Here is a 22084-nt window from a genome sequence, read left to right on the forward strand (position 1 = left end):
AGACGGTGGGCCTTTGTGCCCTAAGCTGGCGCAAAGGGTCTGTTTGGATAAAAAAGATGTGAAACAATGGGTTGAGATTTTTTTGGTCGATGCTGGTGCAATGCTGGCACGCAATCTGCATTGTGGTTGGCAGTGTCATCGTGTCGCGCACGTTGCCATGGGCAGTGTCCCGGGAGCGTGCTACAAAGGATCCCGGTACCCCTTTTGTTCCCTGGATCATCCCCCGTTTCAAACCGGTGACATGGGATTGGCGCCGTTGCGCAACGCTCGAGTCACGAGACAAGTTCCACTCTGGAGGACCACATGTCAGACAAGACCCTCGCCCTGATCAACGAACATGATGTGAAGTGGGTTGACCTGCGCTTCACCGATACCCGCGGTAAAGAGCAGCACGTCACCATTCCGGCCGCCGAGGTCGACGAAGAGTTCTTCGAGAATGGCCAGATGTTCGATGGTTCCTCCATCAACGGCTGGAAGGGCATCAACGAGTCCGACATGATCCTGCGTCCGGAGGACGGCACCGGCTTCCTCGACCCCTTCACCGAAGACGCGACCCTGATCCTGCGTTGCGACATCATCGAGCCGGCCACCATGCAGGGCTACGAGCGTGACCCGCGCTCCATCGCCAAGCGCGCCGAGGCCTACCTGCAGTCCTCTGGCCTGGGCGACACCGCCTTCTTCGGCCCCGAGCCCGAGTTCTTCATCTTCGACGAGGTGCACTGGAAGGCCGATATCGAAGGCGCCATGTACAAGATCAGCTCCGAAGAGGGTGCCTGGTCCACCGACCGCGCCGTCGAAGGTGGCAACCTCGGTCACCGTCCGCGGGTCAAGGGCGGCTACTTCCCGGTTCCGCCGGTGGACAGCTTCCATGACATGCGCGGTGCCATGTGCAACACCCTCGAGGCCATCGGTCAGAAGGTCGAGGTGCACCACCACGAGGTGTCCAACGCCGGCCAGAACGAGATCGGTGTTGCCTTCAACACCCTGGTCAAGAAGGCCGACGAAGTTCAGGAAATGAAGTACGTGATCCACAATGTGGCTCACGCCTACGGCAAGACCGCCACCTTCATGCCCAAGCCGCTGGTCGGCGACAACGGCAGCGGTATGCACGTCCACCAGTCTTTCTGGAAGGACGGCCAGAACCAGTTTGCCGGTGACGAGTACGCTGGTCTGTCCGAAATGGCGCTTTACTACATCGGCGGTATCATCAAGCACGCCCGCGCCCTGAACGCCTTCACCAACGCTTCTACCAACTCCTACAAGCGTCTGGTGCCGGGCTTCGAAGCGCCGGTCATGCTGGCCTACAGCGCCCGTAACCGTTCTGCTTCCATCCGTATCCCGTACACCGCAAGCCCGAAGGGCAAGCGTGTCGAGGCGCGTTTCCCCGACCCGACCGCCAACCCCTACCTGTGCTTCGCGGCGATGCTGATGGCCGGTATCGACGGCATCAAGAACAAGATCCACCCCGGCGACGCCATGGACAAGAACCTCTATGACCTGCCGCCGGAAGAAGGCAAGGCCATCCCGACCGTGGCCGAGAGCCTCGACCAGGCGCTGGCAGCCCTCGACGAGGACCGCAGCTTCCTGACCGAAGGTGGCGTCTTCACCGACGACATGATCGACGCTTACATCGAGCTCAAGAACGAGGACGTCGAGCGTCTGCGCATGGCGACCCACCCGATCGAGTTCGACATGTACTACAGCTGCTGATCGGCATAGCGCCTCGTGCGTTCCGTCGGCCCCGCGATGATCGCGGGGCCGATTTTTTTTGCGCGGGCCTTGCGCCTGGGCAAGGGATCCCCTTGGCGCGGGTCGTGGCTGCCGTCATCCTCGTCAGGGGAAGGTCGGCGAGGGCAATCACGATGATGCAGCGGTGGACGCGCAGGGCAGGCCGGGAGAGGGGTGAGAGCGCTCCCTCGTCGCCGAGTCGATCATCACTAATGGCAATTGCCTTGCTGGCAGCGTCCGGGCTGGCGTTGCCGGTGGCAGAAGTGGTGCCTGCGAGCACCATCTATCGCAGTGTCGGTCCCGACGGCGTCGTGCGCTACAGCGATACGCCCTCGGCCGGCGCCCACGCGCTGGCACCGCCGCCGTTGTCCAGCGCCCCTGCGCTGGATGTGGCGTTGCCCACCAGGCCGACGGCGCCTTCAGTACCAGGCCCGGATAGCGACGCCGATATCTTCCAGCCCCACGATGTCCTGGCCATCGCCTCCCCGGCGGATGACAGCGTGTTGCCCACGGGGACCGGGGGAAGATTGAAGGTGCTGGCCGCGATCAGCCCGCCTCCGGCGACGGGGGATCGCCTCGGCCTGGAGGTCGACGGTGTGCTCGCCACCAGCGTCACCGGCATCGGCCCACTGTGGCTCACCAATCTGGAGCGTGGCGAGCATCGCCTGGGCCTGGTGGTGCTGGCCCCGTCGGGAGAGGTGCGTCAACGCAGTGCCGATATCGTCATCCACGTACAGCGCGCCAGCCGCCTGCTTCCCGCCAACCCCCTTCGTCCTGCGCCGCCTTGACCCGCGATCTGCGGGCCTTGTGCGGACAGTGATCCAGGCGAGACTGCCCTGCACCAGGTTGGTGCACTAAAATGGTGCGTAGGTGCGCCGACGGTGACCCGCCTCCTCGACAAAAGCACCGTCCTGGCGCCTGCGCGGCGGGAATGTGCCACTGGCACCAAGGCTGGCCCGCTTCTTGCTTTGAATGTTGTTGTCTGACGCCTGCTCGAGGCCGAGACCTGGACCGCCACCATGGAATGCCGGCTTGGCGCCGTGGCGGCCTCTATCGAGCGGCGCTTTGCCCCATCAGGATGGACCCATGACGCCTGGCATCATCGAACACCTCACAACTGCGGTCATGCTGCTCGACGGCGAGCTGCGACCGACCTGGATGAACCCGGCGGCCGAGACCCTGCTGGCGGTCAGCGCCAGTCGGGTTGCCGGCGTGGCGCTGACCGACTGGCTCAGCGGCGAGGATGATATCGCCGAGGTGCTGATACGGGCCCGGGATGGACAGCATCCCTATACCCAACGGGAGGCGCGGCTGGTCCTCGCCGGTGGAGACCCCCTGACGGTGGACTACACCGTGACGCCGCTGTCGCCTGACGAGCTGCTGCTGGAGATGGAACCACGGGATCGGCTGTTGCGAATTTCCCGCGAGGAAGCGCTGCAGTCGCGCCAGGAAACCATGAAGGTGCTGGCGCGGGGGCTGGCCCACGAGGTCAAGAACCCCCTGGGGGGGATTCGTGGCGCGGCGCAATTGCTCGAGCGTGACCTGGAGCAGACGCCGGCGCTCAAGGAGTACACCCGGATCATCATCGAAGAGGTGGATCGGCTCCGGGATCTGGTCGATTCCATGCTCGGGCCCAACCGGGTGAGTCGGCGAGAGCCGCTGAACATCCACCGGGTGCTGGAGCGGGTACGCGCGCTGCTGCTGGTCGAACAGCCGCGGGTGAGCATCGAGCGCGACTATGATCCCAGCCTGCCGGAGTTGACCGGCGATGAAGCCCAGTTGATCCAGGCGGTGCTCAATGTGGCCCGCAACGCCGTCCAGGCGCTGGTCGAGTCCGAGACACCGAACCCGGTGATGACCCTGAGGACCCGCGCGCGCCGCCAGTTCACCCTGGGCGCCCAGCGCCATCGTCTGGTCTGCGACGTCAGCGTGATCGACAACGGCCCGGGCGTCCCCGAGACGCTGCGCGAGACCCTGTTCTATCCGATGGTGTCCGGTCGTGCCGAGGGCAGCGGCCTGGGGCTGTCGATCGCCCAGTCGGTGCTGCACCAGCACGAAGGGCTGATCGAGTGCGAGTCCGAGCCCGGACGCACCGAATTCCGTCTGTTGATTCCCCTGGAGATGAGTCATGACTGATACCGCTCGTGTAATGATCGTCGACGACGACCGGGCCATACGCTGGGTGCTCGAGCGCGCCCTGGCGCAGCCGGACCTTGAGGTCGAGGCGGTCGAGCGGGCCGACGGTATCCTCGATCGACTGCTGGCCGAGCCGCCCGACGTGCTGGTCACCGATATCCGCATGCCAGGTATCGACGGACTCGATCTGATGGCCAAGGTGCGCCAGGTGCACCCGGACCTGCCGGTCATCGTGATGACCGCCCATTCCGACCTGGACAGTGCGGTGGCTTCCTATCAGGGCGGGGCCTTCGAGTACCTGCCCAAGCCGTTCGACGTGGACGAGGCGCTGGCCCTGGTGCGACGCGCGGTGGCCCACGTGCGCGAGCGCCAGCGGCCGGTCAGCGTGCCCGAAGGACTCGACGCCGAGATCATCGGTGAGGCGCCGGCGATGCAGGAGGTGTTCCGGGCCATCGGGCGCCTGGCGCACTCGCATATCACGGTGTTGATCAACGGCGAGTCCGGGACCGGCAAGGAGCGTGTGGCGCGTGCGCTTCATCAGCACAGTCCCCGCGCCGCCAATCCCTTTATTGCCCTCAACATGGCGGCGATCCCCCGGGATCTGATCGAGTCGGAGCTGTTTGGCCACGAGAAGGGCGCCTTCACCGGCGCCAGCGCCAGTCGCCAGGGGCGCTTCGAGCAGGCCAACGGCGGCACCCTGTTCCTCGACGAGATCGGTGACATGCCCTCGGAGACCCAGACCCGGCTGTTGCGGGTGCTGGCCGACGGCGAGTTCTATCGGGTCGGTGGTCATACGCCGGTCAAGGTGGACGTGCGCATCATCGCCGCGACCCACCAGGACCTCGAGACGCTGGTCGCCGATGGCCGCTTTCGTGAGGACCTGTTCCACCGCCTCAACGTCATCCGCGTGCACCTGCCAAGGCTGTCCCAGCGGCGTGAGGATATTCCCCGGCTGGCGCGGCACTTCCTGGTCGAGGCGGCCAAGGAGCTGTCCACCGACGTCAAGGTGCTGACCCGCGAAGCCGAGGAGTTCCTGACCCGGGTGGACTGGCCGGGCAACGTGCGTCAGCTCGAGAACACCTGTCGCTGGCTGACGGTGATGGCCTCAGGGCGCGAGATCCTGGTCGAGGACCTGCCGCCGGAGCTGCGCGGCGGTGATGACAGCGCCGCCGGCGGGGACTGGCGTGAAGCCTTCCGCGCCTGGGCCGACAGCGCCCTGGCCTCGGGCCACACCCACCTGCTCGAAGAGGCGGTGCCGGACTTCGAGCGCATCCTTATCGAGACCGCGCTCAAGCACACCGCCGGGCGCAAGGGTGAGGCTGCCGAGCTGCTGGGCTGGGGGCGCAACACCTTGACCCGCAAGCTGAAGGTGCTGCTGCCGTCGCTGGCGGAAGACCAGGAGGTCTGAGCGGGCCGGGGCGGCGAGTCCGGGGGGCACCGGTTTAACCAGCCTGCCCGGACCGGCCTACCCCAAGGGGCATATCATCAGCCTGTTATCGGTGGCCTAGAGTGGTGGCGACGTTGCACCGCTACTCTCGGCGTCGGGGGTAGCGTCACGATTCTGAGGCCTACCCCCATGAACCTTTCACGCTCTCGTCGGCTTGGCCTGGTGGCCATGTCGCTGGTTTTCATCTCGAGCCTCTCGCTTGCCCAGGAGCGGTCCTCGCCACGCACCGTACCGGCCAACAGTGAGCCCGCTGCCAGCAGCGAGGATCTTGCTGCCATCGCCAAGGAAACCACCAACCCGGTGGGATCGGCCTGGATGCTGTGGATGCAGAACGACTATACCCACCTGGACGGCGACGACTTCGACGGTCGCTGGTCCAATTCCTTCAAGTTCCAGCCGGTCATGTCCTTCCCCTTCGAGATGGCAGACGACAACTGGAACCTGGTGGTGCGCCCGGTGTTCCAGTACAACTCGAGCCCGATGGACGAGAGCTTCGGTACCCTGGCCCGGGGCGGCAGCCCGCTGGACATCGATCCCGACGAGTGGAGCCGCAATGCCCCCCATCGCGGGCGTACCGAGGGCCTGGGTGACACCGCCCTGGTGACCCTGGCCGGCCCGGCCCGCGCCGACGGCGTCATCTGGGGCCTGGGGCTGACCCAGATCTTCCCCACCGCCGAGCATGACGTGCTGGGCCAGGGCAAGTTCCAGGCCGGTCCAGCGGCCCTGATCGCGCGCCTGGCGCCCAATCCCGGCGGCTGGAACATGGGCCTGCTGGCTCAGCACTGGTGGTCCTACGCCGGAGAAGATGACCGCGAGCACACCAGCCAGACCGATCTGCAGTACTTCCTCAACTACCGGCTCAGCGGCACCGAACTGGTGGGCATGACACCCAACGTGCGCATCAACTGGGAGGCCGACAGCGGCGAGAAGGTCAACTTCCCGATCGGCCTGGGCTATTCCAACGTGGTCCGCATGGGCAGCACCCCGGTTCGCCTGGCCGCCGAGATCCAGCACAGCGTGATCCGCGGTGATGAGTGGGATGCGGACTGGAACTTCCGCTTGATGTTCATCCCGGTGGTCAAGAACCCGTTCATGTAACGGCGCTGGCAGCCTACGCAAAGGGGCCCCGCCATGGCGGGGCCCCTGTGCATCTGCGGCCGACCAGCAGGCCCGCTATCAGGCAAGCGTCAGCGGTTCGGTGCGGGCTTCGAGCCAGGCCAGCGCCTGGCCGTCGAGCCTCGGCGCCAGCCGGCGGCGGACCTCGTCGTGGTAGGCGTTGAGCCAGTCAATCTCGGCCTGATCCAGGGTGAACAGGTTCAGGCAGCGGGTGTCGATGGGACACAGGGTCAGGGTCTCGAACTCGAGGAAGTCGCCGAAGTCGCTGGGGGCCGCGGCGCGGTTGGCCACCAGGTTCTCGATGCGCACCCCCCACTGGCCGGGACGGTACACCCCAGGCTCGTTGGAGGTGATCATGCCTTCGCGCATGGCGGTATGTTCGGCGACGGAAGCGCCCGAGCTGATCACCTGAGGACCTTCGTGGACGTTGAGGAAGTAGCCCACGCCGTGGCCGGTACCGTGACCGTAGTCGCGGCCGGTGGCCCACAGCGGCGCCCGCGCCAGAGCGTCCAGCCGCGAGGCGGCGATGCCCTCGGGGAAGCGCGCCCGCGACAGTGCAATCATGCCCTTGAGCACCAGGGTGCAGTCTTCGCGCTGAGCCTCACTGACCGCGCCGACCGGGACCATGCGGGTGATATCGGTGGTGCCACCGCGGTACTGGCCGCCGGAGTCGATCAGCAACAGGCCGTCGCCCTCGATCACCGAATGGGCCTCCTGGGTCGCGCGGTAGTGGGGCAGGGCACCGTTGGCGTTGAAGGCGGCGATGGTATTGAAGCTCTCGCAGACGAAGTCCTCGTCCTTGGCGCGTTCTTCATACAGGCGGACCTCGACGTCCAGCTCGGTGACCCGTTCGCCGGCGGCGAAGGCGGCCTCCAGCCAGGCGAAGAAGCGACACAGGGCCGCGCCGTCGGCTTCCATGGCCTGACGCACGAAGCCGAGCTCGTGGGCTGTCTTGATGCCCTTGGCCAGTGTGCTGGGCTGGAAGGCTTCGACCACGGTCATCTCGTCCGGCAGGGCCTGGCGGGTCCCCAGCGTCAGCCGGGCCGGATCGATCAGTACCCGTTCGTCCCGCGGCAGGGCGGACAGCCGCGCCGCCCAGTCGGCGTAGTCGGCCACCTCGACGCCATCGGCCTTGAGCGCATCGACCAGTTCAGGAGCGAGCTTGCCGGGTGCCACGAACAGAGTGGCGGTGGCGCGACCGATCAGCAGGTGGGACAGGAACACCGGATTGAAGCCCACGTCGGCACCGCGCAGGGTGGTCAGCCAGGCGATGTCGTCCAGCGTCGACACCAGATGCCAGTCGGCGTGGTGCTCGGCCATGGCCGTGCGTACCCGGTCCAGACGCTGGCGCCGAGTCTCGTCTAGATAGCGGCCGGCGTGGGGTTCGATGGCCCCGCTCGGCAGGCTCGGGCGATCGCGCCAGATCTCGTCGAGCAGGTCGCTGTCGCCGCGCAGGACGACGCCCCGTTCACCCAGGATGTCCTCGAACTGGCGGCCGTGGGCCAGGGACACCACCTGGGCGTCGTAGCCCAGGGTGTCGCCGGCCTCGAGACGCTCGGCCAGCCACTGCATCGGTGCACTGGCCTGGCCCTGGGTCAGCTTCATCATGCTGATGCCGGTGCCGGCGAGTTGAGCCTCGGCCTGCACGAAGTAGCGGCTGTCGACCCACAGGCCGGCCTCGTCCTGGGTCACCACCAGGGTACCCACCGAGCCGTCGAAGCCGGACAGCCACTCGCGACCGGCCCAGTGCTCGGGCAGGTATTCGCTGTTGTGCGGATCGCTGGACGGTAACCACCAGGCATCGATGGCGTGGCGGCGCATCGCCTCGCGCAGATCGCTCAAGCGTTGGCGAGCGGTATCGGCACTGGCTGAGGTCATGCTCAGACTCCTGTTCTGACAATGGCTTCGGCGTCCGCGCGGTGGGCGGCCGCCGGATCGATAAGACGGTGATGCTTCAGCATGCGCTTGAACACCGGCACGAGCAACAGCAGCACCCCGGCGAAGATCACCAGAGCGATGGCCGACCGCCCGAACAGTTCCGGCAACTGCTGAAGCTCCTCGGCGTTGACGTGACCGCCGATCAAGCCAGCCACCAGGTTGCCGAGGGCGGCGCCGGTGAACCACAGGCCCATCAACTGGCCCTGGGTGCGGCGCGGCGACAGCCCCGACATGGTGGACAGCCCCACCGGCGACAGGCACAGCTCGCCCAGGGTCAACAGCAGCATGCTGCCGACGATCCACCAGGGTGACACCAGCCCTGTGCCTGTCAGTACCTGTTGCGCCGCCAGCACCATCAGGCCGAAGCCGCAGGCCGCCAGCAACAGGCCGAGGACGAACTTCATCGGGCTACCCGGTTCCAGTCGGCGCCGACCGAGCGCCGGCCACAGCCAGCCGAACAGCGGGCCCAGCAGCACGATGAACACCGGGTTCAATGACTGGAACCACAGGGTGGGGACCTCCCAGCCCATCACGTTGCGGTCGGTGTAGTTGGCCGCGAACAGGTTATAGGAGGTGGGCTGCTGCTCGAAGGCGGCCCAGAAGAAGGCGGCGGCGACGATCAGCACAAAGCAGATGGTGACGCGAATACGCTCGTCACCGCTGAGTCCAGAGAACAGCATCAGGTAGGCAAAGAAGCCCAGCGAGGCGACGATCAGCACGCTGGTCATGGCCTCGGCCACCGCGCGGGCGTCGATGGTCACCACGCCGGTAGCGACCAGCGCCACCAGGGCGGCGATCAGCGCCAGGCACAGCGACACGACGGGGCCGACGTGACGACGGCGCTGGGCCGGGGCGTCCCAGGTGGAGGCGCGGCCGCGCTCGGCGTCGGCGCGCTGCATGGCGGGCACCGCCCACAGGCGAAACAGCAGCAGTGCGATCAGCATGCCAAGGCCGCCCATGGCGAAGCCCCAGTGCCAGCCCAGCGAGTCCATCAAGAGCCCGGTGAACAACGGCGCGAACAGGCTGCCGATGTTGATGCCCATGTAGAAGATGGCGAAGCCGCCGTCGCGGCGCACGTCGCTTTCGTCATACAGGCTGCCGACCATCACCGAGATGCAGGTCTTGAATAGCCCGGTGCCGAGCACGATGAAGATCAGCCCGACAAAGAAGGCGACGGCACCGAGCAGGGCCGACAGCGCGATGGACAGATGACCGAAGGCGATCAGGATGGAGCCGTACCACACCGCCCGGCGCTGGCCGAGCCAGTTGTCGGCGAGCCAGCCGCCGGGCAGCGCGGCCAGGTAGATGGCACCACCGTAGATGCCGACGATGGCAGCGGCGGTCTTGGGGTCGAAGCCGAGCCCGCCGTCGAACAGTGAGGCGGCGATGAACAGCACCAGCATGGGGCGAATGCCGTAGAACGAAAAGCGCTCCCACATCTCGGTGAAGAACAGTGGCCCCAGGGCGCGGGGGTGACCAAAGAAGCCCTTGTCGGCGGCCGAGCCGTCGGAGGAAGTGGATTGCATGAAACCAGGCCTTTTCAGGGTGGGAAGGCGAACGTCGACGCCTCTACATCAAGCGCCCCGGGACGGAGGCGGCATGCGAACAGAAAAACGTGTGAAGAACACGATAATGTGCGAGTCCGCAACAAAAATTGCTGTGGATCACGATTTGGGCGGTGAATTTTATGGAAATCACCGGTCAAGGGGAATACCTCTGCGGTCTGGCACCGTCAGCGTACGGACGTCTCAGCGAAAAGGCGTATGTCCAACATGAGCCAATAGCCTCTATATTGGTGAAATATCGACTTTTAGGGACTTCTTCGCCATGACGTCATCGCCGCCCCAGCGAGCACCTGCCAGAATCGAACTGACCGAAGTGGGGCTTCGTGATGGCCTGCAGAACGAGGCGCGGGTGCTGTCCACCGAGCACAAGCTCGAATTGCTGCACGGGCTTCACCGGGCCGGACTCAGGCGCTTCGAGCTGACGTCTTTCGTCAGTCCCCGGGCGGTACCGGCGCTGGCCGACGCCGCGGAACTGGTGGCCGCCGCCAAGGGGCTGGCGGATGCCCGCTTCAGCGCCCTGGTGCCCAATCTGCGCGGTGCCGAGCGCGCGCTGGAGGTGGGCATCGATCGGGTGGTGCTGTTCGTGTCCGCCTCCGAGACCCACAACGCGCGCAACGTCAATCGCTCGATCGACGCCTCCCTGGCCGGTTTCGCCGATATCGTCGAGCGCCTGTCCGGCAGCGGTATCGAGGTACAGGGCGCCATCGCCACGGCCTTCGGCTGTCCCTTCGAGGGTGACCTGCCGGCCGGGCGCATCGGTGAGCTGGCGCGTCGCCTCGGCGAGCTGGGTATCGATGACCTCACCCTTGGCGATACCACCGGCATGGCCACCCCCGCCGTGGTCTCGCGGGTGGTGGGCGAGATCGCCGAACAGGCTCCCGCGGCGCGGCCGATCCTGCACTTTCACAATACCCGGGGTCTGGCGTTGGCCAACGTCATGCAGGGGCTGTCGCTTGGCGTCACGCGCTACGAAAGTGCGGTCGGTGGTCTCGGCGGCTGTCCCTTCGCCCCCGGTGCCAGCGGCAATCTGGCCACCGAGGAGCTGATCTACCTGCTCGAGGAGCTGGGATATGACACCGGCGTCTCGCTGGAGTCCTTGATCGAGGTGGCGGGGCTTGCCGCGCGGCGACTGGAACGTGCGCCGGGCTCTCAGCTGGCCCGAGCCGGCACTCGGCTCAGGCTGCATCGACCCGATGCGGTGCCCACAGCAAAGGGCTGAGCCAGATCCCTGAACCTGGCAAGACCATACGACACCACCACAGACATACCGACGGATACGCAAACCTATGGATGCTAGCCCCGGCTGGGATGACAGCGACGACCCGCGGCCATCGACCCAGGACGCCACCGGCCTTGCCCCGGGCAGCCTGGCCGGCATACGTGTGATCGATCTGACCCGGGTGATCTCCGGCCCCTTCGCCAGCCAGATGCTGGGGGATCACGGCGCCGAGGTGATCAAGATCGAGACCCCGGGGGAGGGCGACGTGGTCCGCCGCCAGGGCAATATGGTCAACGGCTTCAGCGCCTATTTTGCCCAGTTCAACCGCAACAAGCGCTCGATCACCCTCAATCTGCGCGAGCCCGAGGGACGCCAGATCCTGAACCGTCTGCTCGAGGACGCCGACGTGCTGGTGGAGAACTTCCGCCCCGGGGTGCTGGCCAAGATGGGACTCGACGACGACACCCTGAGGCAGCGCTTCCCGCGCCTGGTGGTGGGGCGGATCAACGGCTTCGGATCCACCGGGCCCTACCGCGACCGACCCGCCTACGATTTTGTCGCCCAGGCCATGAGCGGCTTCATGGGCGTCAACGGGGTCGAGGGGGGCGAGCCGATGCGCGCCGCGCCACCGATCAGCGACATGGTGGCGAGCCTCCACCTGGCCTTCGGGGTCAGCGCGGCACTGGTGCGCCGCGAGCGTACCGGCCAGGGCGAGATTCTCGAGACCGCCCTGACCAACGGTCTGGTGGCGATGCTGGGCTATCTGGCGGCGGAGTACTTCGCCACCGGCGAGGTCCCCCGACGTACCGGCAATGACCATCCCATGCTCTACCCCTACGGCCTGTTCGAGGCCAGCGATGGCGAGGTCGCCATCGCCCCCAGCAGCGAGACCATGGTGCGTCGTCTGCTGGAGGCGCTGGGTCGTGTCGATCTGCTCGAGCAGCCGCGCTTCGCCGACAACGCCCAGCGCATGGCGCACCGCGAGGCGCTGCGCGAGATCCTCAACGAGGTGACGCGCCGGCGCAGTGTGGACGACTGGATCGAACACCTGAACACCGCCGGCGTGCCCTGTGGCCGAGTGCAGGATCTGCGCGAGACCTTCGATGACCCCCAGATCATCGACCAGCGCATGCGCCTGACCCTGGATCAGGGCGAGGCCGGACAGATCGCTACCACCGGCTTTCCGGTGAAGATGCGCGAGGCCCCGGCGATGATCCAGCGACCGGCGCCACAGCTTGGCGAGCATACCGACGAGGTACTGGCCGAACTCGGCTTCGGTGCCGACGAGTGTCGGGCGCTGCGCCAGCGCGGGATCGTCTAGGCTGGGTGGCGGTCCCCGCCGCACAACGCCAGGCGGGTGGCCGCGCAAGATGGCGACTCGACAACCGCCAGGCAATCCGCCGGATGGCCGGTGCCGGCTGGTGACAACGATGCAGGACCGCAGGACCGCAACACCCACAACGAAAACGCCAACAACGAAAAACAAGGAGCCTTCCATGCCCTCGACTCTGACCACTCGCCTTGGCCTGCCGCTGCTCGCGCTCGGCCTCGGTGTCTCGACCTCGGCCAGCGCCCTGCCCATCGACGAGTGCATCGCCCCGGCCGACCCCGGTGGCGGCTGGGACTTCACCTGCCGCAGCGTCGGCAAGCTGCTCACCGACCTGGAACTGACCGACGGCTCGGTGCAGGTCACCAACATGCCCGGCGGTGTCGGCGCGGTGGCCTTCTCCAACGTGGCCTCCAAGCGTGCCGATGACAGCAACCTGATCGTCGCCACCAGCACCGTGGGCATGACCCAGATTGCCCAGGGTCGCTATCCCGGGGGTGCCGAGACCATGCGCTGGCTGGGCATGCTCGGTACCGACGTCGGCGTCATCCTGGTCGACGACGAGAGCGAGTACGAGTCCCTCGAGCAACTGCTGAAGGCCATCGTCGCCGATCCGACCTCGGTGGCCATGGCCGGCTCCAGCGGTGCCGGTGGCTGGGATCACATTCGGGCATTGATGCTGGCCAAGGCCGCCGGCCTGCCCGGTGACCAGGTCGGCGCCCTGCGTTGGGTGCAGTTCGACGGCGGCGGCCCCGCGGTAACCCAGATGATGGGCAACCACGTGGACGTGGTTTCCACCGACCTGGGCGAGGTCGCCGGCTTCATCGAGTCCGGTGACGTGCGGGTACTGGCGGTGATGTCGGATGATCCGCTGCCCGAGCCCTTCGACGAGCTGCCCACCGCGGTCAGCCAGGGCTATGACGTCACCGGCTACAACTGGCGCGGCTTCTATACCGGCGGCGAGGTCTCCGACGAGGACTACGCCAGCATGGTCGAAGACCTCGAGACCCTTTACGCCAGCGACGAGTGGAAGGACGTGGCGGCGCAGAATGGCCTGGTGCCGCTGTGGCGTGGCGGTGACGACTTCTCGAGCTTCGTCGAGGAATCCATCCAGCGCGTCGAGGCCATCTCGCGCGAGATCGGGGTTATTCAATGAGTCAGATGAGCGACCTCGACGCTCACCAGCATCGCCGGCCGGCCCAGGTCGGCGATCGCCTGGCCGGCGCGGTGCTGCTGGTGCTGGCGCTGGGGGCCTGGTGGCATTCTCATAGCTTCGTCACCGGCTTCATGCAGCCGGTGGGGCCGGGGGCTTTCCCCCGGCTGGTCAGCCTGCCGCTGGCGGCGCTGTCGGCCTACCTGATCCTGCGCCCGGGCTTCAACGAGCGCTGGCCGGATCGTGCCGGCCTGGCCCGGCAGCTGGCGGTGTTGCTGCTGCTGGCGGCCTACGCTGGCCTGCTCGAGCCGCTGGGGTTTGTTCCCGCCACCCTGGCCTGCGCCATCGTACTGACGCGGCTGTTCGGCGCGGCCTGGGGCCAGGCGCTGATCGCCGGCACAGGACTGGCGCTGGGGCTGTACGCACTGTTCGAGTTTGCCCTCGGCATGCCCTTGCCGGACGTGCCCTGGTGGGGAGGGGGACACTGATCATGGAAACGCTTGCCTTTCTTGCCCAGGGCTTCGCCGTGGCGACCCAGCCGGAATTTCTGCTGCTGGCGCTGATCGGCTGCGCCGTGGGAACCCTGATCGGGGCGCTGCCAGGGCTCGGCCCGGTCAACGGGGTGGCGCTGATGATCCCGCTGGCCTTCAACTTCGGCCTGGATCCCACCGCCGCGCTGATCCTGCTGGTCAGCGTCTACTATGGCTGCATGTACGGTGGGCGGATCAGTTCCATCGTGCTCAATATCCCCGGCGACGAGCCGGCGATGATGACCACTCTGGACGGCTACCCGATGGCCCTCAAGGGGCGCGGCGGCGAGGCCCTGGGGCTGTCGGCGGTGGCTTCCTTCGTCGGCGCCACCATCGCCACCATCGGGCTTACGCTGTTCGCGCCGCTGTTGGTGGACCTGGCGATCAAGTTCGGTCCGGCCGAGTACTTCGCGCTGTTCCTGCTGGCCTTTGCCACCATCGGCGGGGTGACCAGCGGCAGCTTTACCAAGAGTTTCATCGCCGCCTGTCTGGGCCTGCTGCTGGGGACCGTGGGCATCGACCCGGTGTCCAGCGTCGCGCGCTACACCTTCGGCACCTTCGAGCTCTATGACGGCATCGACTTTATCGTGGCCCTGGTGGGACTGTTCGCCATCTCCGAATGCCTGGTGTTTCTCGAACAGCGCCACGACGCCGACAAGCCGCATATCAAGCTGGGCTCGGCCTGGCCGGGGATGAAGGCGTCGCTGTCCTGCAAGGGCACCATCGGTCGTGGCTCGCTGATCGGCTTCGTCTCCGGGGTGCTGCCCGGCGCTGGCGCCTCGCTCGGCAGCTTCCTGTCCTACATGCTTGAAAAGCGCTGGCTGGGAGCCAAGGGCGACTTCGGCAACGGCGACCCGCGCGGCGTGGCCGCGCCCGAGGCGGGCAACAACGCCGCCGCCGGTGGTGCGCTGATTCCGATGCTGTCGCTGGGCATTCCCGGCAGCGGCACCACCGCGATTCTGCTGGCCCTGCTGCTGTCGATGAACATCACCCCGGGGCCGCTGTTGTTCGCCCAGCAGCCCGAGATGGTGTGGGGGCTGGTGGCGGCGCTGTTTATCGGCAACATCATGCTGCTGGTGCTCAACGTACCGCTGGTGGGACTGTTCGCTCGGGTGCTGCAGGCCCCCAGCTGGCTGCTGATGCCGATGGTGGTTCTGATCGCCTTTGTCGGGGTCTATTCGCTCAACAACAGTCCCTTCGATCTGTACATGATGCTGGCCTTCGGGGTGCTCGGCTATGTGCTCAGAAAACTCGAGATTCCCACCGTGCCGGTGGTGCTCGGCCTGCTGCTGGGCGGGCAGATGGAGTTCAATCTGCGCCGGGCGATGTCGATCAGCGGTGGTGACTGGAGCATCCTGGTCAACAGCGGGATCTCGATCGGGATCTACGCCTTCGCCGCCACCCTGATCGTGGCCGGAGCGGTCTACGCCATGATGCTCAAGCGTCGGCTGGCGTAGAGAAGCGTCGCTAAAGCGTCGCTAAAGAAAGAGGGCCCGGTGGAGGTGTATCCACCGGGCCTTTCCATCGACTTTCCATCGATGCGCCTAGGGCCTGTCATGAGGGTCCTGGCGACCTCGCGGTCGTGGCCTTGCAGGTGTCGTCCCGGGTGTCAGAATGGAGGGCCACAAGGAGGGGCCATCGATGAAGACCATGAACTGGGAACGACTGCTCGATCCGGGCCGACTGCACGATCCGCGTGGCGGGACTCGTGACGAGGTGGGACGCAGTCCCTTCCACAAGGATCACGATCGCATCGTCTTCGCCGGCTCCTTTCGTCGCCTGGGACGCAAGACCCAGGTGCATCCCCTCACCGACAACGACCATATCCACACCCGCCTGACCCACTCGCTTGAAGTGGGCTGCGTCGGCCGCTCCCTGGGCATGAGCGTGGGCGAGCTGCTGCGTGACCGCCTGCCCGACTGGATCACTCCGGCGGATCTGGGGGTAATCATCCAGGCGGCCTGTCTGGGGCACGACATCGGCAACCCACCTTTTGGCCATGCCGGTGAATACGCCATCCGTGACTGGTTCAAGTGCGCCGAGGTCAACGGCAGCGGGCTGCTCGATGGACTGTCGCCGCTGGAGCGCGAGGACCTGCTGACCTACGAAGGCAACGCCCAGGGCTTTCGTATCGTCACCCAGATCGAGTACAACCAGTTTCGCGGCGGCATGCGCCTGACCGCAGCGACCCTCGGTACCCTGCTCAAGTATCCGTGGACGGTGACCCACGGTGGCAAGGCCGGCAAGTTCGGCTGCTATCAGAGCGAACTCGGTGCACTTGAGCAGGTGGCCGACCATCTGGGACTGATTCCCCAGGGCGAGCACCGCTGGTGTCGCCATCCGCTGGCCTGGCTGGTGGAGGCCGCCGATGACATCTGCTACGCCCTGCTTGACCTCGAGGACGGGGTGGAGATGGATATCCTGGCCTTCGACGAGGTGGCCGAGATCCTGACCCAGATCGCCGGTGGCGAGCCGTCGGACTACGCCGAGATGAACCGAGCCGGTGTGTCTCAACGCCGGCGTATCGCGGCGCTGCGAGGGGCGGCCATGGAGCGAGCGGTCACCGACGTGGGCCAGGTGTTCGTCGAGCATGAGCAGGAGCTGCTTTCCGGGACGCTTCAGGATGACCTGCTGGAGCTGTGCCACCCGGATCTGGACTGGGGGGTCAAGCTGGCCAAGCAGCTGGCGCGCAAGCGCATCTTCCGCAATACCCGCAAGGCCAAGCTGGAGATCGGTGCCTACACCACCCTCGGCATTCTGCTCGAGGCCTTTATCGGCGCGGCCCACGAGTTGCACCACACCGGCCATTCGAGCTTCAAGCACCAGCGGGTGCTGGCGCTGATCGGCGAGAACACCCCGCTGCCGTCCTGGTCTTTGTACGACAGCTATCGACGCATGCTCGACTTTATCGGTGGGATGACCGATCACTACGCGGTCGACCTGGCCCAGGAGATGGGCGGCAAGCTACGCGGTGATTGAACGGTTGTAGGCAAGCCGCTCGAGCACGATTCTCAAGCCGTTGATCTGGCCCAGGAGATGGGTGGCAAGCTGCCGGGCGATTGAACCAGGGCGTTCCGGCCAAGGGAGCCCAGCGGCGGATGATAGGGCGTTTGTCGCTGCGCGGCCTAAGTCAATGGATGACGTTTGATGCAGCAAGGCTGCGTATACTGGGGAAAACGATAACAAGGGTATGGCCCGTGAAAAGGAAATCCTCCCCCGCCTCTTCCGATCAAGGCTTTGATGCGATCGACAAGCCCACCTTCTTCGGTTCGCTGTTTCTTCTCCTTGCTGTCACTCTGCCTCTGGTGGTGTTCCCCGAACAGGGGGCAACCTGGGTCATCGCGGCCAAGAACTTCATTACCAATGAACTTGGTGTGCTGTATCTGGCCCTGGGGCTCGGGGCCAGCGGCTTCATGCTGTTCATCGTGTTCAGCGATATCGGCCAGATCAAGCTGGGTGACCCTGAGGAGCAGCCGGAGTTCTCGACCCTGTCCTGGGCGGCGATGCTGTTCTGCGCCGGTATCGGCGCCTCGATCCTCTACTGGTCGATGATCGAGTGGATCTACTACTACCAGGCCCCACCCTTCCATGTGGAACCTCAGTCGCCGGATGCGGCGCGCTGGGCGGCGGCCTACGGTATCTTCCACTGGGGGCCGGTGGCCTGGTCGATCTATCTGATCCCGGCGATTCCCATTGCCTACTTCTACTATGTGCGCAATCACAGCGTGCTCAAGATCAGCGAGGCGCTGATGCCGGTGCTGGGCGAGAGCCGTGCCCACCGCTGGCCGGGCAAGCTGATCGACGTGCTGTTCGTGTTCGGTATGCTGGGCGGCGGTGCCACCACCCTGGGACTGGCGGCGCCCTTGATCAACGAGGGGCTGCATGAGCTGTTCGGTTTTCCGAAGACCCTGGCGACGCGCATCTTCGTGCTGATGCTGTGTACCGTTGTCTTCGGCTACAGCGCCTTCGTCGGCCTCAAGAAGGGTATCAAGGTGCTGTCGGACATCAACTTCTGGCTGGCGGTGTCGCTGCTGACCTTCGTCTTCATCGTCGGGCCGACCCAGTTCATGGCCAGCACCGGCCTGGATGCCCTTGGCAGGGTGCTCAGCAATCTGGTGCACATGGGTACCTGGACCGAGCCCTTCGCCCGCTTCGAGAATTTCCAGGACACCCACTTCCCTCAGGACTGGACCATCTTCTACTGGGCCTGGTGGCTGGTGTTCGCCCCCAGCGTCGGCCTGTTCATCGCGCGCATCTCCCGCGGCCGCACCATCCGCTCCATGGTCGCGGGCTCGATCTTCTTCGGTACCCTGGGCTGCGCCCTTTTCTTCATCATCCTCGGCAACTACGGTCTCTACCTGCAGCTGTCCGGCACCCTGGATCTGGTCACCATTCTCAATGAGCAGAGCCCCACGGCGGCGATCTTCGCCACCCTGTCGACCCTGCCGCTGAGCTACCTGGTGATCTTCGCCTTCACCCTGCTGGCGCTGATCTTCACCGCCACCACCTTCGACTCCATCTCCTACATCCTGGCGGCGGTGGTGCAGAAGGAGGTCGACGAGGAACCGATGCGCTGGAATCGACTGTTCTGGGCCTTTGCGCTGTCGTTCATGCCGGCGGTGCTGATGTTCATCGGTGGGCTCGAGACCCTGCAGACGGCCTCGGTGGTAGGGGGTGTGCCCTTGCTGCTGGTGGCGCTGTTGTTGTGCATCTCGACCGTGCGGGCGGCCCACTACGATCTGCGCTATCAGCCGGACTACACCGACAAGGAAATCTATATCGAGGAATTCCCCGAGGACGACCCCTGGACCGAGGATGGCACCTGGGAGTTGCCGGAAGGGGAGCACCACGGTGTCGATCATGACGACAAGCCCCACCAGGAGGGCGACCCGGCGAGCCATCCTTCACGGCTGTAATCAGCGCTCAGCGCCGACTGCTCGGGCCACCGTCATTGCGACGGTGGCCCGTTTTCTTGTGGTCGATCTTGTGAAGGGGGATAGCTCCGAGAGCGGCGACCAGCAAGGCTCAAGGATCAGGCCGCCTGGCGCCAGCTATCCTGCTCGAGGTGTTCGAGGATCGCCTCTCCCACGCTGGTCTCGGGGGAGTCGATGCCCTGGTTGCCGAACAGGCGGTTGAACTCCAGCACCATCGGGGCGTTGTCGACCATGGCGATGTCGAAGCCGGCATGATCGATGCCCAGGCGCTGGGCCAGGGTGGTGGCAAGCTCGATGGCGGAGGCCGGTACCGGGTCGTGGCGGATCTCGCCGCCGCGTGCCACATTGGTGCGAAAGTCGCCCAGTGGGCTCTCGCGCCAGTAGGCGGCCAGCACCCTGCGCCCGACCACCACGATGCGCAGGTCGCGTTCGATGGGCAGGTAGCGCTGGGCGTAGAGCAGATTCTCACTGGACAGGTGATCGATCAGCGCCTCGCGGGAGCGAATCAGGCGCACGCCCTCGCCCATGGAGCTGCGCACCCGCTTGACCACGAACGGGTAGCCGAAGCGCGCCTCCACCTGGTGGATGGCGTCTGAATTGACCCCGAGGATGGCGGTATCGGGCGTTGCCTCGGGGCAGCAGGCCTGGAAGGCGCGGGTCTGTTCGATCTTGTCGTGACCCAGGTGATAGCTGGGTAGACTGGGAAAGACGCGCGGATTGAGGCCGTAGGCCAGGGCATTGATCTGCCAGTATTCGGGGAACAGCAGGGCGTCGGCATCGGCCAGGGCCTGGCGATGGTCATTCATGTGCTCAGGCTTGATGTATCGCGCCCCCGGGACCCCCAGACTCCGTAACGGATCGAAGGTGATCAGGTTCATGAGACAGTCATCCGAGAAAGACGAAAGAGGATTGAAGCGAGGCGGCGCACCTTGCCAACTGTGGTCGCCGATTGCAAGGCGACAGGGGGACCGGGGAGCCCGTCGACGGCAACCATGGCGCGCGCTGGCTGCGGTGCTGCTGGCCCTCACCATGGTCGCTGGCGCCCAGGCCCACGAGCCGCAGGAGCAGCGTGAGGCACTGGAGGATCTCGAGCGAGAGCACTTCGATCATTATGTGCTGGCGCTGACCTGGCATCCCGGGTTCTGCGCCAGCCGTCGTCAGCCGCCACGAGAGTGCCGGGATCCGTCGCTGATGGTCGGGGCCGACGATGGCTTCGTGATCCACGGGCTGTGGCCGTCACGCCCCGTCAGGCTGATCTCACAGGGCGTCAGTGTCAGCGAGTGGCGCCGCCAGGGCTGCTTTCTTGAACGCCCGAGGCCAGCGGGCGATTTCTGCCAGGCAGGGCCTGCCATCGATATCGGCTCATCGCTTGAACAGGAGCTCGACGACGCCATGCCCGGCAGGGCCAGCTGCCTCGACCGTTACGAGTACGCCAAGCACGGTGCCTGCCTGTCGATCAGCGATGATGACTTCTTCGACGGTGCCCTGGCGCTGACCGAGATCGTCAACGCCGGGGCCCTGGGGGACTTCATGCGCGACAACCGAGGTTCGACGGTCAGGCGCAATGCGCTGATCGCGGCCTTCGAGGAGGCTTTCGGCCGGGGTACCGGCAGCTCCCTGTCGCTGCAGTGCGGGGGCTCGGGCAACCGACTGCTCACCGAGGTGCGCATCGGCCTGGAGGCGGAGCATATCGATGACTTTCCGGCCAGAAAGAGTTTCGCTCCGGTGGATCATGGACGCTGCCCCAGCCGGATCGAGCTGCGCCGCTTCTAGGGCTCGTCCGAAAAGTGCCTGCGCTCGGTAATACTGCGTTAAAAATCGGATCAAAATGCTCATTTACACCCCGTAAACTGCGCTTTCTCACCGATTTTTGCCTTGTCTAACCTTCGCTCGTCGACTTTTCGGACAGAGCCTAGATGGACGGGCCTTCCAGGTGGCCAAGTTCCCGCGTCAGTGTTCGCCGGTTCAAGGCCTCGATGACCCGGTCGTGCAGCGTCGGATCCATCGGCGCGATACCAGGGCAGGCGTCGGTCAGATGGGCGGCCAGGCCTTCGCCGCTGACCACGGCAAGATCGTCGTCGGGGACCTCACGTTCGATCTTCCAGCCGGGCAGGGCAAGGATGCCCTTGACCGGCACCGGCTGCCCCAGTTCGCGACATAGCCAGGAAGCGACCCAGCGGGTGGCCTGGCGGGCCTTGCGCTGGGGGCGTCGCTCCATCCAGCCGGGAAAGCGCAGGCGCTCGTGTTCGACCACCACGGTGTCCTCGGTCTCGCCGGCGGGACTGATGGCCGGGGTGCGGGCCCGGGTCTCGATGACGAAGACGGCGTGGGGAGTGATCGCCACGTGGTCGATCACGAAGGTGTCGGCGGGTACGTCGTGGAACACGAAGTAGGGATGGGCCTCGGGGCGAATCAGGCGTTCGAGCTCCTGACCCACGGCCAGTTCGCAGGCGAGCCCCAGCTTCAGGCGACGGATACGCTGGTAGTCACGCATCAGTCGGAAGCTGACCACGATCGCCAGCAGTGTGCACAGCACACCGTAGAGCGCCCATTCGATCCAATTCTGGTGGCGCGAGAACAGCATCCTGCCCATGCCGTAGACCAGTGGTGTCAGCACCAGTACGGGGCCGAGGGCGGCATTGAGGAACAGGGTGGCGAAGGCGCGATCCAGCCGATCGCGCAGGGCCTGCCCAGGCTCACGCAGGGGATGGGCGTCGAACGGCGAGCGTACTCGCGCGTCGTGCAGGCTTCGGAGTGCCACCACCACCGTGGCGGCCGCCGCGAGGGGGAACAGAAAGAACAGCGGCAGCAGGTAGTCCAGCCAGGCCATCGGCACTCCTTGCCCGTGAAGAATCCCGTCCATTGTAGACAACGACGTGCCTGTTGGGCCATGGCGCCCTTGGTCTTATCGATCGCCCAGGGGTAGTCTTGGCCATGGGGGCAGGGCCGGCGGGCCTGTCCCGGGTGTTGGTGCGCGGTCACAAGGGGAGG

At 65.8% G+C, this 22084-nt stretch carries 17 protein-coding genes; 13 read left to right on the forward strand and 4 right to left on the reverse strand.

Translation table 11 applies throughout. From position 1 onward, the window contains the following. The first annotated feature begins 303 nt into the window (after positions 1 to 303). The 5 genes from glnA (at position 304) to NH448_RS10555 (ending at position 6409) form a co-directional block, all read left to right on the forward strand. Positions 304 to 1710: a glutamate--ammonia ligase gene (glnA, locus tag NH448_RS10535; protein WP_108448684.1), complete on the forward strand. Its 1407-nt coding sequence runs from the start codon at positions 304 to 306 to the stop codon at positions 1708 to 1710. A gap of 230 nt (positions 1711 to 1940) precedes the next feature. Continuing rightward, positions 1941 to 2516: a DUF4124 domain-containing protein gene (locus tag NH448_RS10540; protein ID WP_253028763.1), complete on the forward strand. Its 576-nt coding sequence runs from the start codon at positions 1941 to 1943 to the stop codon at positions 2514 to 2516. 298 nt (positions 2517 to 2814) lie between these two features. Beyond that, positions 2815 to 3864, forward strand: coding sequence for a nitrogen regulation protein NR(II) (gene glnL, locus NH448_RS10545; RefSeq protein WP_045992384.1), 1050 nt, complete (start codon positions 2815 to 2817; stop codon positions 3862 to 3864). After that, positions 3857 to 5272, forward strand: coding sequence for a nitrogen regulation protein NR(I) (gene ntrC / locus NH448_RS10550; protein ID WP_045992383.1), 1416 nt, complete (start codon positions 3857 to 3859; stop codon positions 5270 to 5272). Before glnL ends, ntrC begins: the two co-directional genes overlap by 8 nt. Before the next feature lie 168 nt (positions 5273 to 5440). Beyond that, positions 5441 to 6409: a hypothetical protein gene (locus NH448_RS10555; RefSeq protein WP_052704321.1), complete on the forward strand. Its 969-nt coding sequence runs from the start codon at positions 5441 to 5443 to the stop codon at positions 6407 to 6409. A 78-nt stretch (positions 6410 to 6487) separates the two neighbouring features. On the opposite strand, the gene NH448_RS10560 is transcribed toward NH448_RS10555, so the two are convergent. Beyond that, positions 6488 to 8305 (reverse strand): aminopeptidase P family protein, encoded by a 1818-nt coding sequence (locus tag NH448_RS10560; RefSeq protein ID WP_045992382.1) that lies wholly within the window; start codon positions 8303 to 8305, stop codon positions 6488 to 6490. A gap of 2 nt (positions 8306 to 8307) precedes the next feature. Next, a complete protein-coding gene (locus tag NH448_RS10565) occupies positions 8308 to 9891 on the reverse strand; it encodes a peptide MFS transporter (protein WP_045992381.1) in 1584 nt (527 codons plus the stop codon). Positions 9892 to 10192: 301 nt separating this feature from the next. On the opposite strand from NH448_RS10565, the gene NH448_RS10570 reads away from it, so the two are divergent. The 7 genes from NH448_RS10570 to NH448_RS10600 all read left to right on the forward strand — a co-directional run bounded on the left by NH448_RS10570 (position 10193) and on the right by NH448_RS10600 (position 19075). Further along, the gene (locus NH448_RS10570; protein WP_045992380.1) at positions 10193 to 11149 is read left to right on the forward strand and encodes a hydroxymethylglutaryl-CoA lyase; all 957 of its coding nucleotides are present in this window, start codon (positions 10193 to 10195) and stop codon (positions 11147 to 11149) included. Positions 11150 to 11216: 67 nt separating this feature from the next. Then, complete coding sequence (locus NH448_RS10575) at positions 11217 to 12470, forward strand: CoA transferase (protein WP_083970357.1); 1254 nt, start codon at positions 11217 to 11219, stop codon at positions 12468 to 12470. A gap of 175 nt (positions 12471 to 12645) precedes the next feature. Then, positions 12646 to 13632 (forward strand): tripartite tricarboxylate transporter substrate-binding protein, encoded by a 987-nt coding sequence (locus NH448_RS10580; RefSeq protein WP_045992379.1) that lies wholly within the window; start codon positions 12646 to 12648, stop codon positions 13630 to 13632. Between the two features lie 5 nt (positions 13633 to 13637). Then, the gene (locus tag NH448_RS10585) at positions 13638 to 14117 is read left to right on the forward strand and encodes a tripartite tricarboxylate transporter TctB family protein (RefSeq protein WP_045992378.1); all 480 of its coding nucleotides are present in this window, start codon (positions 13638 to 13640) and stop codon (positions 14115 to 14117) included. A 2-nt stretch (positions 14118 to 14119) separates the two neighbouring features. After that, on the forward strand, positions 14120 to 15616 hold the full coding sequence (locus tag NH448_RS10590; RefSeq protein ID WP_045992377.1) for a tripartite tricarboxylate transporter permease: 1497 nt from the start codon (positions 14120 to 14122) through the stop codon (positions 15614 to 15616). 184 nt (positions 15617 to 15800) lie between these two features. Beyond that, the gene (locus NH448_RS10595) at positions 15801 to 17138 is read left to right on the forward strand and encodes a deoxyguanosinetriphosphate triphosphohydrolase (protein ID WP_045992376.1); all 1338 of its coding nucleotides are present in this window, start codon (positions 15801 to 15803) and stop codon (positions 17136 to 17138) included. Between the two features lie 218 nt (positions 17139 to 17356). After that, positions 17357 to 19075 carry a BCCT family transporter gene (locus tag NH448_RS10600; protein WP_045992375.1) on the forward strand — a complete coding sequence of 573 codons (1719 nt, stop codon included), beginning with the start codon at positions 17357 to 17359 and terminating at the stop codon, positions 19073 to 19075. Between the two features lie 116 nt (positions 19076 to 19191). On the opposite strand, the gene NH448_RS10605 is transcribed toward NH448_RS10600, so the two are convergent. After that, positions 19192 to 19971, reverse strand: a complete 780-nt coding sequence (locus NH448_RS10605) for an alpha-L-glutamate ligase (RefSeq protein ID WP_045992374.1) — start codon at positions 19969 to 19971, stop codon at positions 19192 to 19194. Between the two features lie 133 nt (positions 19972 to 20104). Here NH448_RS10605 and NH448_RS10610 point away from each other — a divergent pair, with 133 nt between their 5' ends. Continuing rightward, a complete protein-coding gene (locus tag NH448_RS10610) occupies positions 20105 to 20866 on the forward strand; it encodes a ribonuclease I (protein ID WP_239452533.1) in 762 nt (253 codons plus the stop codon). Positions 20867 to 21005: 139 nt separating this feature from the next. Here NH448_RS10610 and NH448_RS10615 read toward each other — a convergent pair whose 3' ends face one another. Then, positions 21006 to 21923, reverse strand: a complete 918-nt coding sequence (locus NH448_RS10615) for a nuclease-related domain-containing protein (RefSeq protein ID WP_045993302.1) — start codon at positions 21921 to 21923, stop codon at positions 21006 to 21008. Positions 21924 to 22084 lie beyond the last annotated feature (161 nt).

Origin of the sequence: Halomonas sp. OfavH-34-E (assembly GCF_024124525.1) — a bacterium.
Classification (GTDB): domain Bacteria; phylum Pseudomonadota; class Gammaproteobacteria; order Pseudomonadales; family Halomonadaceae; genus Halomonas; species Halomonas litopenaei.

What these genes read in the sequence shown, in the direction of transcription:
- NH448_RS10595 (WP_045992376.1), top strand. Translation starts at nt 15,801, where the DNA reads ATGAAGACCATGAACTGGGAACGACTGCTCGATCCGGGCCGACTGCAC.
- NH448_RS10605 (WP_045992374.1), bottom strand. Translation starts at nt 19,971, where the DNA reads ATGAACCTGATCACCTTCGATCCGTTACGGAGTCTGGGGGTCCCGGGG.
- NH448_RS10560 (WP_045992382.1), bottom strand. Translation starts at nt 8,305, where the DNA reads ATGACCTCAGCCAGTGCCGATACCGCTCGCCAACGCTTGAGCGATCTG.
- NH448_RS10615 (WP_045993302.1), bottom strand. Translation starts at nt 21,923, where the DNA reads ATGGCCTGGCTGGACTACCTGCTGCCGCTGTTCTTTCTGTTCCCCCTC.
- NH448_RS10555 (WP_052704321.1), top strand. Translation starts at nt 5,441, where the DNA reads ATGAACCTTTCACGCTCTCGTCGGCTTGGCCTGGTGGCCATGTCGCTG.
- NH448_RS10565 (WP_045992381.1), bottom strand. Translation starts at nt 9,891, where the DNA reads ATGCAATCCACTTCCTCCGACGGCTCGGCCGCCGACAAGGGCTTCTTT.
- NH448_RS10570 (WP_045992380.1), top strand. Translation starts at nt 10,193, where the DNA reads ATGACGTCATCGCCGCCCCAGCGAGCACCTGCCAGAATCGAACTGACC.
- NH448_RS10590 (WP_045992377.1), top strand. Translation starts at nt 14,120, where the DNA reads ATGGAAACGCTTGCCTTTCTTGCCCAGGGCTTCGCCGTGGCGACCCAG.
- glnA (WP_108448684.1), top strand. Translation starts at nt 304, where the DNA reads ATGTCAGACAAGACCCTCGCCCTGATCAACGAACATGATGTGAAGTGG.
- NH448_RS10540 (WP_253028763.1), top strand. Translation starts at nt 1,941, where the DNA reads ATGGCAATTGCCTTGCTGGCAGCGTCCGGGCTGGCGTTGCCGGTGGCA.
- ntrC (WP_045992383.1), top strand. Translation starts at nt 3,857, where the DNA reads ATGACTGATACCGCTCGTGTAATGATCGTCGACGACGACCGGGCCATA.
- glnL (WP_045992384.1), top strand. Translation starts at nt 2,815, where the DNA reads ATGACGCCTGGCATCATCGAACACCTCACAACTGCGGTCATGCTGCTC.
- NH448_RS10575 (WP_083970357.1), top strand. Translation starts at nt 11,217, where the DNA reads ATGGATGCTAGCCCCGGCTGGGATGACAGCGACGACCCGCGGCCATCG.
- NH448_RS10585 (WP_045992378.1), top strand. Translation starts at nt 13,638, where the DNA reads ATGAGCGACCTCGACGCTCACCAGCATCGCCGGCCGGCCCAGGTCGGC.
- NH448_RS10580 (WP_045992379.1), top strand. Translation starts at nt 12,646, where the DNA reads ATGCCCTCGACTCTGACCACTCGCCTTGGCCTGCCGCTGCTCGCGCTC.